A 13008-nucleotide genomic window follows, 5' to 3' on the forward strand; every position below is an offset into this window, starting at 1 on the left:
CCATGTCAAATTCGGTTTCGAAATGGTTTGCGGCATTTCTGGCGCTCCTTCTGTTATATTTGGTTCCCGCTGGCGAGATGGCAAGAAGACAGGATGATCTGTCACGACTCATCGTTTATCAATCCGTTACCAAATTCGTAGACAGTGTTCGCACTAAGGGATATATTACCCCGACCATGTACAATGACTTCCTTCAAGAGTTGGCGGCGACAGGGAACATTTACAATGTCGAGATGGAGCATCATCACAAGAAATACCACCCGGAATATGCCGATCATTCGGATCCCGGATCATTCTTGAACCGTTATTCCGTCGTATATGATGCTTATTATCAGGATGATCTGATGGGGTATCTGTTCCCGGACTCGAATCTGGATAAAAGCGATGATAGCCGCCGCTACCGTCTAACTGCCGGCGATCACTTTCAGGTTAGCGTCACCAGCTTGAATCGCACACCCGGATTGGTGATATTCGATGCGTTGACAGGATCCAATTCAGAAGGAACAGCAGCTATCGCATTCCCATACGGAGGATTGGTTCTGAATGAAGATTACTGATCTTGCCATCGTGTTTACTGCCGTGTTCTTCCCCATGTTTCTCATCCTAGGCATGCGCGCCGAGAGCCTGGAGGATGTCCGGTTTGCCGAGATGAAATATACGGGTGCTCTGCGCGCGGCCGTTCAAGACGGCGGGATGAAACTGAACGATAACGAGACGCAGTCCAAGGAGTCGGCTTATGATTCCATGAAGTATATGCGTGCGGATAAAGAACAAGCGCTGGAGTCATTTTCCCGGACATTGTATATCAACATGGGGATCGGAGATGACAAGGCTGCACAAGCTGCCTTATGGTGGTATATTCCTGCCATCGTTGTGCTGGACTATGACGGGTATTATTTGTTTGTATCACAGCCCTATGTTGACGATGACGGCGAGGAGCTTATGGAGCATCGATGGACTCCCAAAATTCCTTATGCCTGGAATGACGGCAGCGGCAACAGCATTCAGTTTACGCTGGATTCTTACGTTCAGGTATATGAATCCAATTCCTCTATCTGGCATTCTGGATTTCGGGAGGATCTCATTGGCAGAACAGGCGTGGCTTTGTTGGATCATGAGGATGTGTTTGAACAAGTCCGGCGGATCACCATCGTGAATACGGTTCAAGAGCGTCTTGCCTATTACATACAGCGCCACAATCAAGTTGCGCTGCGGAACGGAATCTCTTATACGTTTACGCTGCCTTTGATTTCCCAGGAAGAGTGGGTAAATACGATTGACGATATCGGTATGATGGCTTTCATTCAAGGCATTCCCATGGGCGAACAATATTACAATAACTACGCGCTTGGAGGCGGCCGACTCGTTAAAGCTCCGACCTATTTCGGCGCGGTGGATGACTGGGGGCTCCCCTATTATTATCGGGATGCCTGCTCTTTCAACGATCGGGTGGAGGAGGTGTTTCCTAGTGCCAAGGAAGCAGCGGCAGCCGGTTATCATGAGAAAAGCTGTTATAATCCCGGTATCCCGTGATCCCCGAAAATCATAGTTTCGGCCGGACTCGATGATGTGTTACAATAAACTCTTGACTGTGTACAATTCGCTAAATTAACATGAAATAAGTTCATTTTATACAGACAGGAGTTACTATAGCCATGAGTTTATTGACCGTAGAGAACGTATCGCATAATTTCGGGGATCGTACTCTATTCAAGAATGTATCTTTTCGTTTGCTGGCCGGAGAACATGTCGGTCTTGTCGGAGCAAACGGCGTAGGCAAATCAACGCTAATGAATATTTTGACGGGTCAGCTGCTTAAAGACAGCGGCAAGGTAGAGTGGACGCCGAAAATCCGTTACGGATACTTGGATCAGCATACCAAGCTGACACCGGGCAAAACGGTGCGCGATGTACTGAAGGATGCCTTTCTGCCCCTGCTGGAGCTGGAAAAAGAAATGATGGAAATCACCAATAAGATGAGTGATGCGACTCCTGAAGAGCTCGAGCTACTGCTCGAACAGATGGGCGAGATTCAGGAGCAGCTGGACATCGGGGATTTCTACATGCTGGACGTAAAGGTTGAAGAAATGGCCAACGGTCTAGGGTTGTCCGTGATCGGCCTGGATCGCGATGTGGCGACATTAAGCGGTGGGCAGCGCACTAAGGTGCTGCTGGCGAAACTTCTGCTGGAGAAGCCTAACGTTCTTCTATTGGACGAGCCTACCAACTATCTGGATGTTGAGCACATTGAATGGCTGACTCAATATTTGAAGCAGTACCCTTATGCGTTCATTTTGATTTCCCATGATACGGAATTTATGAACCAGGTGGTCGACGTCATCTATCATTTGGAATTTGCGAAATTAACGCGTTATACAGCGAACTACGAGAAGTTTCTGGAAATGGCCGATATCAACAAGAATCAGCATATCGATGCCTACGAGAAGCAGCAAGAGTTCATTAAGAAACAGGAAGACTTTATTCAGCGGAACAAGGCCCGCTACTCCACGTCCGGCCGAGCAAAGAGCCGGGAGAAGCAGCTGGATCGCATGGAACGGATTGACCGTCCTGAGGAAGCGGCTAAACCCGTGTTTAACTTCAAGGAAGCCCGCGCCAGCGGTAAAACGGTATTTGAGGGCATTGATTTTGAGATCGGCTACGATCGGCCATTGCTTCCCAAAATGAGCATCATGATCGAACGCGGAGAGAAGATTGCCATTGTCGGATGTAATGGCGTGGGTAAATCAACGCTGCTCAAGACCATCTTAGGGAAAATCCCGGCCTTCTCGGGCAAGACATATCAAGGGGACTTTCTCGTGCCCGCTTATTTCGAGCAGGAAGTACGTCCGGGGAATATCACGCCGATTGATGACGTGTGGAACGAATTCTCACATTTGAACCAGCACGAGGTTCGTGCGGCCCTTGCTCGCTGCGGACTCAAAAACGAGCATATTACCCGTCCGATGAAGGCGCTTAGCGGTGGCGAACAGGCAAAAGTCCGTCTGTGTAAACTTCTGATGCGCGAGAGCAACTGGATTCTGTTTGACGAACCGACAAACCATCTTGACGTTGTGGCCAAGGAGGAACTAAAACGTGCCTTGAAGGAATACAAAGGCACCATCCTGTTGGTTTCCCACGAACCTGAATTTTATGAAGATTGGGTAACGAAGATCTGGAACGTCGAAGATTGGTCCAACCAGAACGCTTGACCCCATTGACGGATCACAATCCAGCGCACAAGTTGGATGATGAACCTGAATCTAAACGAGTTTAATCGTTACTCCTTAAGGATGACCGGAAGCACGCTGCTGGTCATCCTTTTTGGCGTACTCGATCCTCTTCGGCTCTCGGTCCTGCTATGGATGAATCCTTTTTTATGATATGCTAGAAGCAACTTGACATGAACGGAGGAGATGTTGATGGAAGACATGGATTTGACCATCGGGGCATCAATATATGAAGGGAATACACTTCCATAGCCCCATTAACCGTGTTATTCCCTTCCGAAGGGGAGACGAGTTCATGAATTCGGAAAATCCAACAGGACAGGGAGAGGGCCTTATTCTCTCCGCCGAGAAGTCGGTTGTACGACGAGGTCAGGTTGTGTATCGACCTTGCGGGGAATGGACCCCGTCCGTACACTCCTTATTAAGGCATTTGAAGCAAGCAGGGTTTACGTCCCTGCCCGATATTATTGGCTCGGGTCGGAATGAGGAAGGTCAAGAGACGTTAAGTTATGTAGAGGGCGAATTTGTTCATCCCGGACCTTGGAGCGATGAAGCCATCGTCGCTGTAGGACGATTATTACGTCAGCTTCATGACGCTTCAGCTACATTCTCGCCGGGTACCCAGGGAGTATGGAAACCGTGGTTTCTACGTGAACTAGGCGATGCCGGGGTTGTATATAGCCATGGTGATATTGCGCCTTGGAATATGGTTACCCGCGATGGGATGCCTTACGCTTTAATTGACTGGGAATTCGCGGGACCTGTACATCCGCTTGTTGAGTTAGCCCGGGTATGCTGGCTCTTTCCGCAGCTGCACGATGATGATGTTGCCGAAAGAGTCGGCTTGCCGGATGCTAATGCCCGTGCAAGGCAGCTCCGTTTATTGGTTGACGCTTATGGCGTCGAACCTTCTCTTCGAACGGACTTGTTGGATATGATCGTAGAGGTGGTCGTGCGGGAAACGGCTGAAGAAGCCATTGAGCAGCAGGTATCGCCGGAAACGGAAGGTCTGTTATGGGGGATCGCCTGGAGAGCTCGGAGCGCTGCCTGGATACTGCGTCATCGTAGTATCCTTGAGAAGGCGCTGAATACCCGATTGAATTAAGGCGAAATTCGTTAAACCGCCCATCCTCTTTACGGGATGGGTATTTTTGATCATGAATAGCTTTTAGTCTGATTTTATGAAAGTCAAACTTCATTAGCATGTTCGGAGAAATGGATCGGGAGGAAACATACATGTCTGGATTACACGATAACAGGGGGAAGGCAATCCTCGAGGGGCACCAAATGAACACTGCTTTGGAGTCCTCGGAGGGCAAGGAGGCTGCTAAAGCGGAAAGAGAGGATCGGTATTCCAGGCAAGAGCGGTTCACGCCATTGGGAAAGGAAGGACAGATTCGCCTCCGGAACAGCCGCGTGCTCGTTCTTGGCGCAGGGGCGCTGGGAAGCGCCGTGTCGGAGACCTTGGTTCGCGCAGGCATCGGACACGTGACCATCGTGGACCGGGATTACGTGGAATGGAGCAATTTGCAGCGTCAGCAGCTGTTTACCGAGCAGGATGCCATCAACCGGCTGCCAAAGGCCGTAGCTGCAGCCAAGCGGTTATCCGAGATCAACTCGGACGTCACCGTGGAGGGTGTCGTTATGGATGTACGAGCCCACGAATTGTCGGTGCTGTGCCAAGGCGTTGACTTGATGATGGACGCTACCGATAATTTTGGAACCCGGCTGATCTTGAACGACATCGGTTTCAAGCATGGAATTCCGTGGATTTACGGGGGATGTGTCGGGAGCTCCGGGATGAGTTTTACGTTTTTACCGGGAGAAACACCCTGTTTGAACTGTTTGCTTGGAATGATTCCTTTAGGCGGCGACACTTGCGACATTAACGGCATTCTCCCCCAAGCGGTACAGATGGTCGCTGCCCATCAAACAATGGAAGCGCTGAAGCTATTATCCGGAAACCGCCAAGCCTTGAGGAAAAAGATGCTGTCTTTTGATTTATGGCGTAACGAACAGTTGGAATTTGGAGTAGAACGTGCGAAAAAATCGGACTGCTCCACATGCGGCGAGGAACCGACATACCCTTATCTGTCGGCTGAGCATGCCGATAAAAGCGAAGTGTTGTGCGGCAGGGACACCGTGCAGATCAGGCCGGGCAGACCCATGCAGCTTCAACTGGAGGAGATGGCGGATCGATTGAACAGCCTGCGTCAAGGAAAAGCCACCGTTACCCCATATATGATCATTTTTCAGGCAAGTCCGCACCGTTTGGTTATATTTCAAGACGGCAGAACCCTGGTGCATGGCACGTCGGATATCGCCAAGGCTAGATCGCTATATAATCAATACGTTGGCGGTTAAATAAGAAGGAGCAAAGCTAACGTGCTTCATCCAACATCGTAAACGACAAAGGAGTGAGCCTCACAGGCCCACTCCTTTTATCGTTTAATCCCCAATCGCTTCATTCAAAATTAAATGGAAACCGTTCTGGATGAAATAGAGATCAGGGTGAGCGATATTTTGCATGGTCAGATTGTTGAATGTTGCGGACCCGTTGCCCGTGTACGTGTAGATCGCCGCACCCGGATGCGGACTCGAGAATCTCGAGGACGTTACTCCGTCAAGTCCCGTACCGTCTATACGGATATGGTTAAACACGATGTTCTCAAACCCGCCGCCATAACCGAACTGTACCGCACTGCGCTGGGTGTTCAGAATATCGATGTTGGTAAACGTAACATTGCGGATCGGATCATTCGATGCTTCAAGATCGATGGCCCCGCGCTCCCCGTTGTACAAGTCTTTACTGGTACCACTGCCAATGATGGTGGTATCGGAGAAAAGAATGCCGGTATTGTTCTGGAAATGATATCCCGGGAATACCGTGTTCATTCGGATGCCGGAACCGCCAACGGTGTCTACAATCAAATTGTGAGTGGCCTTGTGACCGCTTCCCCCAAAGAAAGCGATGGCCGCCGCGCGCCAGTTATTTTCGATGGTGTTATAGGAGAAGGTGTTGTTAACACCCGCTGGTGCACCGTTCACGTTACTCGTCCAGACAGCGAGTCCATCGTCGCCGTTATTTCGAATGCTGCTGTTGCGCACCGTCGAATGGCTGGTCCCCTGCGCAAAATTAACCCCATCCGCTAAGTTGTTACGGATCCGGCTGTTTTCTATGATCAGCCCTTCCGCGATCTTGGCCGGCGTATGGGCATAATCGCCAACCCAGAATCCGCATTCGAAATGCTCCACCCACACATTGTGAATCTTGGAGTTGGTGCCGAAATTGTCCATGAATCCTTTGTAAATGGCATTCTGATTATATCGGGACCGCAGATTCGAGTTGAGATAGATATGGCTGAAATCCAGCTGGCCCGCGATTCGAAGCGAGATCCCGCCGGAAGCCGCATTCGGGTTGGTAAATTGGATGTTGGTGTGCCAGATGCCTGCCCCCATAATCTTCATGTCATCGATCAGATTGCCGACCGAGCCGATCTTCCACATATTGCCCAAATGGAACGTCCCCTCAGGAATATATAGGGTTTTGCCTGATGAGGCCGCTGCCTGCACGGCAGCCTCAAATGCCGTTAGGTCATCTTGGCCGTCGTTGGGGATCGCACCGAAATCCGTGACGGAGACCGAGTTGGCAGGACGGGCGATAGCGGCAGGTACCGGCTCGATTTCGATGAAATCGACGCCGTATTCCAGGTTATCCGCATTAGACTTCTGAATACGGATTTTGTCTCCAGGCTGAAGCGGCGTATCCAGTTTCCAGTGTACTTCATCGAAACGGAATAGAGGACGTCCTCCTCCAGGCGCATCTGCCGGATGATCGCTGGAAAAATACTGCCAGCTGTAGTAGGACGTTAATGGAACCGTCTTCTTCTTCGAGCCGTTTACGTAGACGTCGAGCGAGCCGTCTAATCCCATGCCGTTCGATGAGTCCGGCATCGTATATCGCATGGTAATGCCGGCGCCCCCTTCGCCTTCTCGAACCGTCCATTCGAGGTTGGATCCGCTTGAAGGGAGAGCAACATAACGTTGTCCGGATGCTTCCGATGCCGTGAGCGCTTGATCGAACGTGGGCGCTGACTTTAGCAATGCGCCGCCGCCGCGTATGGCGTCATGGGTATCATAGCGGGTATACGGCATGCTGGCACCGCGTGATGAGTACACGGTTAGGTTGGCATGACTGACATTGTTCTCCCGTTTAACCGGTACTTCGTTAGCATCGGGTGCCACGGAGGTTGTTAATGTATAGCTGCCGTTTGCAGCGGTCCATGTGCCGGGAATTTGGACGGTGGCGGATGCGCCTGCGGCAAGGGCACCATGGTAGCTACCGTTAAAGGTCTGGATCGTTGAGCCGGCCGGATTCTTCAGTGCAACGGTAATCGCATGCGAGCCGCTAGCCGTGGCTTTGTTGCCTTGGTTCTTAAGCTTGACGGTGAAGGCTACGGCATTGCCGGCCATAGGCGTGGTTGGCGTCCATTGTATCGTTCCTACCAAATCGGAGCTTTCCACGCTGCCAATAACCAAAGGGGACGAATGGGAATAGCTGTTGTTCCCATCGTTCAGCTCGATGATGTTGTCATCCTCGTCGACCTTGGCGCTGAGGGTATACGATGCAGCCGCTGGGGCTCCGGTTTGCAGGGATACCGTGGCGGAAGCTCCTGCTGCAAGCGGCCCTACCGGCGAGGAGCCTGGTTTTGCGTCATTCAGGTAAAAATTGACCGTCGTAGCGCCGGCTTCCGCGCTTCCAATGTTTTTAACCGTGGCATGCAGTGTGATATCATCGTTTTCACTCGGAGAAGACTGCGTCCAGGACATATCCGTAATGGTAAGGTCCGGGTTCTCGCCGGTGGTGCCATACACTTCAATTTCCGCAATCTGTCCCGCAGGAGCGCCGGAATTCGATGTTATGTTCAATTGCAGACGTTTAACCGTTGCATTTACCGGAATCGTTACGAAATTGCCGGAAGCGGGGGCGAACGTATAGGACTGAGCCGACACCAGATTACTAAAGGTCGTTGTAGTTTGGTCATGCCCAAGGACTTGTATGGTTTGCGTGCGGGCGCTCCATTCCGTAGACGGATTCAGTTTCAGTACGATGGAGGCAATATCATGGTTTGATTCCAGATCCAGGGTCAGGGTACTGGGGTTGCTGCCGCCTTCCCAGTAAGTTTGGACGTTGTTGTCGTTAGCATGGGCCGCTACATACGTGAAAGTGCTTGAGGAGGCGGTGATCGGTTTGCCGCTCGCGACATTGTTTCCCGTTGGAGGCGTCGGCGGGGAGACCGATGGTCCATAAATTTCAAATTCAGACAGCTGCGCAGCCGGCCATGTCGTATTATTGATTACACTTAAACGAACATATCTCGTGCTCGTTTCGTCAAAACTCACGGTCACCGAGTTTCCTTCGGCAGGGTCGAATGCATAGTCGGCCGGACCCGTGATATTTGTGAATGTCGTGCCGTTCAAGCTGCCTTGTACGCTCAGCGTTTGAGTCCGCGGCTCCCAGCTGGCAGGAAGTTTTAGGACGAATTCGTTGATGCTGGTGGCGGTACCGAGATCAACTTGTATCCATTGCGGGAACGCATGGTTGGTGCTTTCCCAGTACGAATTTGGATTGCCATCGTTTACGTTGGACGGCCCGTAGGTTTGGGATTGGCCGCTAGCCGTCACGTTTTTACCGATGGATAGGTTTATTCCGCCTGCTGCAGAAGCCTTAGCGGGAGGCCCGGCGGCCGTGAATACAATGGATACCAGCATGACTACGACTAGAGGCCATCCCACGAGTTTGTTGCGCATATTATTTTTCCTCCTTCATCATGGTTGATGAGTTATACCGGGTAAAGATATCCCCCTTTCCTGATCTTATATCCATTATAAAAATAACGTCTCGACCGAAATAAGATGCAATTCTACGGAAATCGTATGCGATCCCAGCATCTTTTGGATCAGGCTTGAATTTTTGTAAGAAAATGCGTTCTGGTTGTTCTTCATCCATTGCAGGAGTGAAAGCAGGATGAAACAGACATACTTACATTATTAAGCGATGAAAGCGGGGGAGAACCCGTGGACAAAGTCATTTTGATCGCGGCAGACAATCAAGCTCGGATCCAGACGATAACGGAGATACTAGAACAAGCGGGTTATAAGGTTACAGACGCTGCGAATTATTCGGAAGTGGTTGCCGCTCTGCAGCGCGCAGGCGCAGACCTGCTGCTCATCGACAGCAGACTGCCGGGTATGAACCAATTCAATCTCGTGGAGCGACTGACGGGCAGAGGGGAACAGCTCCCGATCATTGTCATCGGAAGCGACGGTTCTAACGAAGCGATTCATGCTTTGGAGGCTGGAGCGCATGACTACATCCCAAATGACAGGGATGAGAGGGAGTTGCTGGCGCGAATTGCCAATTTGCTGAGGCTTTTTCAGACAGGACGCGCGGAACAGGAGGAGATCATCCGAATCGGAGATCTGGTGATCGATCCTTTGAGCCGCAATGTAATTCGGGAAGAGGAGCCCGTGGAACTGACTCATCGCGAATACGATTTGCTGTTGTTTTTGGCTCGAAGGCAGGGGCAGGTATGCACGCGTGAGGATATTTTAAAACAGGTATGGGATTATGATTTTCATACGGGTACCAACGTGGTCGATGTCTACATTCTCCATTTGAGAGAGAAGATCGATAGAGGGCGCAAGCAAAAACTGCTTCGTACGATACGGGGGGCCGGTTATAAGCTTTTGTCCCAGGAAGAAATCGATGCAAGCAAAAAAGACCGCCTTCCCTGAGCGGAAAGACGGTCTTCGATATGATAAGTGGAAAATAAGACTACAGTACGCGACGAGCTTTCAGGTAAGTCTTGCTCCAGTTGCCGGACAGGCTGGAGATCGTTACGCCAGGCTTGCCGTAAGTGTGCAAGATTTTGTTGTTGCCCATATAAACGGCAACGTGTGTTACGTTTCTGCCATTCGCACGGCTTCCGCTCGAGAAGAATACCAGATCGCCGGCTCTCAGGTTCGATTTCGAAACGGCCTTGCCGACCTTGGATTGGGCAGCGGACGTACGCGGCAGGTTCACGCCGTATTTTTTAAAGATATGTTTCATGAAGGAAGAGCAATCAAACACTCTTGTCGTGGATGTGGATGCTCCGAATTTATAAGGTGTTCCCATATATTGTTTACCGAAGTTAACGACTCGAGTTCCTGTGCTTACGGATGCTGCTTCTACAGGTGCCGGCGGTGCAACAGTTAGTACTGCGCCTACACCCAAAGTTGCGCTCAAGCTGATGACTACGGCCTTCTTAATCCAATTCTGTCGATTCATGTTGTATGACCTCCAAGCAGTTATTGTTTTTTGCGATGAACCGAGTATATCAGATTTGAAACCGGCCATAATCTGGATAATCGTCGGAAGCCCTTGGGCCGTATGAAATGAAAGCGAATTATTAAAATATCATTAAAAGTAACAAAAAATTAAGAATTGCGGCTGATTCACGAGTTCTAAACAAGAAAAAACCCTTGGTACACAAGGGTTTTTCAAAAGAATTACGAGGTTTAATATTTTGCGATCAAAGATGACAAAATAGTAATGATTAGCGATCCCTGCTTTGAATAATGAGCAGCAGACCGCCTTCGATCCGAACCGTTCCTTTCTCCTCGGCCAGCCTGTTGCTTACCCCGAGCGACTGCCCCAATCGCAATGTGGCATCTTGGAGCGGATACTGAAAACCTTCGAGATAAATGCCGGTAACTTCCGTGGTGAGCGGCAGAAGGGAGACATATGTAAACCCTTTGTTCTCGACAAGACAGCTGGAGCCCGTCAGGGTAATAAAATTGTTTTCATCTAATATAGAACACGGGATATGATGCTGAAGGCCGCGTATGAGCATGTGGATATTGGCCAGCGTATGATCCAGGCGCGTGCCCGTAGCCCCCAGAATCATGATGGATTCGGGCGAGCGTTCCATAGCCAGCTCGAAGGCAAGCTCGGTATCGGTCAAATTTTTATCGATCGGGTCACAATCGATGACCTTTCCGCTCATGGAGTGGACACGATCCATCTGCTCGGGCGGAATGGAATCGAAATCTCCGACGGACAGATCGGGTTTGATTCCATGTTCAATCAAGAAGAGAGCGCCGCGATCGGCTCCTATAATGAAATCCCCTTCTTGGACCTCATTCAGGAATCCCGTTGACAACTCCCCACCTGTGAAGATCAGGACGCGAGTGTGTTTCATTATATATTCCTCCTTTTTCGAGAGAATTGTCATTGAATTCTAGTATAGTGCAGTTTTCATGCTTGCACAATTTTAATAGGCGCGGCTACAATGTAGTATGTAAATTGACGGGGGAGCGGGGGAACTGAATTTTGGACATGCATGTGTTTGACGTATTCAGCATCATTGGCACCATTGCGTTTGCCATGTCCGGAGCTTTTGTGGCAATGGAAGAGGAATACGATATTTTGGGGGTTGTGGTGCTTGGATTGGTCACGGCCTTCGGCGGGGGTATTATAAGAAACGTCCTGATCGGCGTGCCGGTTACCACCCTGTGGGGTCAGGGAGATTTAATCATGCTGGCGATGATTTCGGTTTTCGTGGCGTTTGTGCTGCCGCTCGGCTTGATTCAGCATTGGAAGAAAACGGAGGCCTTGTTTGATGCGATCGGGTTATCCGCCTTCGCGATTCAAGGAGCATTATATGCTACGCAAATGAATCATCCATTGAGCGCGGTCATCGTGGCGGCTGTGCTGACTGGCAGCGGCGGAGGAATGGTCCGTGATTTGCTGGCCGGGCGGAAGCCGCTCGTGCTGCGCGACGAGATTTACGCGGTCTGGGCCATGGCAGCAGGTGTCGCTATCGGCTTAGGGGTCGCCACCAAGACCTGGCAGTTGTTGACCTTATTTGTTATAGTCATCGTTTTCAGGATGCTGTCCGTTCTATATAAATGGAGATTGCCCAGAAGGTCGCTGCACGCAGCCCAGTCTTCGGCAGCCAGCGGAAAAGAAGTCAGATCCGGTTAAAATAAGGTATGGAACAGATTAAATAAAAAATTTCTCGATTGCGATTCATCATAGTGTGGAGGTGGAAGGACCATGGTATCCGTTTTGTTTGTATGTTTGGGCAATATCTGCCGCTCGCCCATGGCGGAAGCGGTGCTGCGGCATAAAATTGTACAGCGCGGGCTGCAGGATCAAATAAGCGTGGATTCGGCCGGCACCGGGGATTGGCATATCGGCAGCATTCCCCATGAAGGCACGAGAAAGCTGCTCGACAGCTGGCGAATCAGTTATGAAGGAATGGTCGCGCGCAAGGTAGTCAGCGAGGACCTTGAACGTTTCGATTACGCTATCGGCATGGATGATTCGAATGTAGCGAATATCCGCAAGTTAGCGGGAGGCGATCAGGCTGAGATTCTGAAGTTCATGGATTTGCTGCCGAACGAAAAATTGCGCGAGGTGCCCGATCCGTATTTCACCGGAAACTTTGACGAAGTGTACCGGCTGATTGATGCGGGGTGTGACATCTTACTGGACAAAATCATGGAAGAAAAGCTATAATCGATTCGAACAAGCGGTGAATCAGCCGCTTTTTTGACGAACATCATTGAAAGCGATACCAAGAAGAACGGGCTGCTGAACATAAAAGATGAACAATGCACATTCCATAAAAAATGCGCGGTTGTTCATCTTTTTTTGGAGTGGGGCAGAAGCTGAGGGCGATTACGACCGAGCTTTGCCTCACAGGTATTCTTTTTGCCAGCGGATTTCAAT

Annotated in this window: 12 protein-coding genes; 8 read left to right on the plus strand and 4 right to left on the minus strand. The window is 50.4% G+C overall.

Annotation, left to right across the window (positions count from 1 at the left end):
* The first annotated feature begins 2 nt into the window (after window positions 1–2).
* The 5 genes from MHI43_RS12330 (at window position 3) to MHI43_RS12350 (ending at window position 5591) form a co-directional block, all read left to right on the plus strand.
* Entirely contained in the window at window positions 3–557 is a 555-nt protein-coding gene (locus tag MHI43_RS12330) for a hypothetical protein (protein ID WP_015734690.1), read from the plus strand.
* Window positions 544–1533 carry a hypothetical protein gene (locus MHI43_RS12335; RefSeq protein WP_036665387.1) on the plus strand — a complete coding sequence of 330 codons (990 nt, stop codon included), beginning with the start codon at window positions 544–546 and terminating at the stop codon, window positions 1531–1533. Before MHI43_RS12330 ends, MHI43_RS12335 begins: the two co-directional genes overlap by 14 nt.
* A gap of 122 nt (window positions 1534–1655) precedes the next feature.
* Window positions 1656–3209: an ABC-F family ATP-binding cassette domain-containing protein gene (locus MHI43_RS12340; protein ID WP_036665385.1), complete on the plus strand. Its 1554-nt coding sequence runs from the start codon at window positions 1656–1658 to the stop codon at window positions 3207–3209.
* A gap of 313 nt (window positions 3210–3522) precedes the next feature.
* On the plus strand, window positions 3523–4332 hold the full coding sequence (locus tag MHI43_RS12345; RefSeq protein WP_036665382.1) for an aminoglycoside phosphotransferase family protein: 810 nt from the start codon (window positions 3523–3525) through the stop codon (window positions 4330–4332).
* A gap of 182 nt (window positions 4333–4514) precedes the next feature.
* On the plus strand, window positions 4515–5591 hold the full coding sequence (locus MHI43_RS12350; RefSeq protein ID WP_036665379.1) for a ThiF family adenylyltransferase: 1077 nt from the start codon (window positions 4515–4517) through the stop codon (window positions 5589–5591).
* An 84-nt stretch (window positions 5592–5675) separates the two neighbouring features.
* Here the strand turns inward: MHI43_RS12350 and MHI43_RS12355 are convergent, their stop codons facing one another.
* Together MHI43_RS12355 and MHI43_RS12360 are read right to left on the minus strand one after the other, a co-directional pair.
* On the minus strand, window positions 5676–9038 hold the full coding sequence (locus tag MHI43_RS12355) for a discoidin domain-containing protein (protein ID WP_036665377.1): 3363 nt from the start codon (window positions 9036–9038) through the stop codon (window positions 5676–5678).
* 1 nt (window position 9039) lies between these two features.
* On the minus strand, window positions 9040–9237 hold the full coding sequence (locus MHI43_RS12360) for a hypothetical protein (RefSeq protein ID WP_341283262.1): 198 nt from the start codon (window positions 9235–9237) through the stop codon (window positions 9040–9042).
* 68 nt (window positions 9238–9305) lie between these two features.
* On the opposite strand from MHI43_RS12360, the gene MHI43_RS12365 reads away from it, so the two are divergent.
* On the plus strand, window positions 9306–10025 hold the full coding sequence (locus MHI43_RS12365; RefSeq protein WP_009595993.1) for a response regulator transcription factor: 720 nt from the start codon (window positions 9306–9308) through the stop codon (window positions 10023–10025).
* A 40-nt stretch (window positions 10026–10065) separates the two neighbouring features.
* Here the strand turns inward: MHI43_RS12365 and MHI43_RS12370 are convergent, their stop codons facing one another.
* On the minus strand, window positions 10066–10560 hold the full coding sequence (locus tag MHI43_RS12370; protein WP_009596005.1) for a C40 family peptidase: 495 nt from the start codon (window positions 10558–10560) through the stop codon (window positions 10066–10068).
* 268 nt (window positions 10561–10828) lie between these two features.
* Window positions 10829–11473 carry a thiamine diphosphokinase gene (locus tag MHI43_RS12375; protein ID WP_036665375.1) on the minus strand — a complete coding sequence of 215 codons (645 nt, stop codon included), beginning with the start codon at window positions 11471–11473 and terminating at the stop codon, window positions 10829–10831.
* A 137-nt stretch (window positions 11474–11610) separates the two neighbouring features.
* Between MHI43_RS12375 and MHI43_RS12380 the strand changes: the two genes are divergently transcribed.
* Entirely contained in the window at window positions 11611–12258 is a 648-nt protein-coding gene (locus MHI43_RS12380) for a trimeric intracellular cation channel family protein (RefSeq protein ID WP_009595985.1), read from the plus strand.
* A 72-nt stretch (window positions 12259–12330) separates the two neighbouring features.
* On the plus strand, window positions 12331–12795 hold the full coding sequence (locus tag MHI43_RS12385; protein ID WP_036665372.1) for a low molecular weight protein-tyrosine-phosphatase: 465 nt from the start codon (window positions 12331–12333) through the stop codon (window positions 12793–12795).
* Window positions 12796–13008 lie beyond the last annotated feature (213 nt).

This window comes from Paenibacillus sp. FSL H8-0457 (genome assembly GCF_038051935.1).
GTDB lineage: Bacteria > Bacillota > Bacilli > Paenibacillales > Paenibacillaceae > Paenibacillus_AQ > Paenibacillus_AQ lautus_A.

What these genes read in the sequence shown, in the direction of transcription:
- MHI43_RS12370 (WP_009596005.1), bottom strand. Translation starts at nt 10,560, where the DNA reads ATGAATCGACAGAATTGGATTAAGAAGGCCGTAGTCATCAGCTTGAGC.
- MHI43_RS12380 (WP_009595985.1), top strand. Translation starts at nt 11,611, where the DNA reads ATGCATGTGTTTGACGTATTCAGCATCATTGGCACCATTGCGTTTGCC.
- MHI43_RS12345 (WP_036665382.1), top strand. Translation starts at nt 3,523, where the DNA reads ATGAATTCGGAAAATCCAACAGGACAGGGAGAGGGCCTTATTCTCTCC.
- MHI43_RS12385 (WP_036665372.1), top strand. Translation starts at nt 12,331, where the DNA reads ATGGTATCCGTTTTGTTTGTATGTTTGGGCAATATCTGCCGCTCGCCC.
- MHI43_RS12355 (WP_036665377.1), bottom strand. Translation starts at nt 9,038, where the DNA reads ATGCGCAACAAACTCGTGGGATGGCCTCTAGTCGTAGTCATGCTGGTA.
- MHI43_RS12335 (WP_036665387.1), top strand. Translation starts at nt 544, where the DNA reads ATGAAGATTACTGATCTTGCCATCGTGTTTACTGCCGTGTTCTTCCCC.
- MHI43_RS12340 (WP_036665385.1), top strand. Translation starts at nt 1,656, where the DNA reads ATGAGTTTATTGACCGTAGAGAACGTATCGCATAATTTCGGGGATCGT.
- MHI43_RS12330 (WP_015734690.1), top strand. Translation starts at nt 3, where the DNA reads ATGTCAAATTCGGTTTCGAAATGGTTTGCGGCATTTCTGGCGCTCCTT.
- MHI43_RS12375 (WP_036665375.1), bottom strand. Translation starts at nt 11,473, where the DNA reads ATGAAACACACTCGCGTCCTGATCTTCACAGGTGGGGAGTTGTCAACG.
- MHI43_RS12350 (WP_036665379.1), top strand. Translation starts at nt 4,515, where the DNA reads ATGAACACTGCTTTGGAGTCCTCGGAGGGCAAGGAGGCTGCTAAAGCG.
- MHI43_RS12360 (WP_341283262.1), bottom strand. Translation starts at nt 9,237, where the DNA reads ATGGATGAAGAACAACCAGAACGCATTTTCTTACAAAAATTCAAGCCT.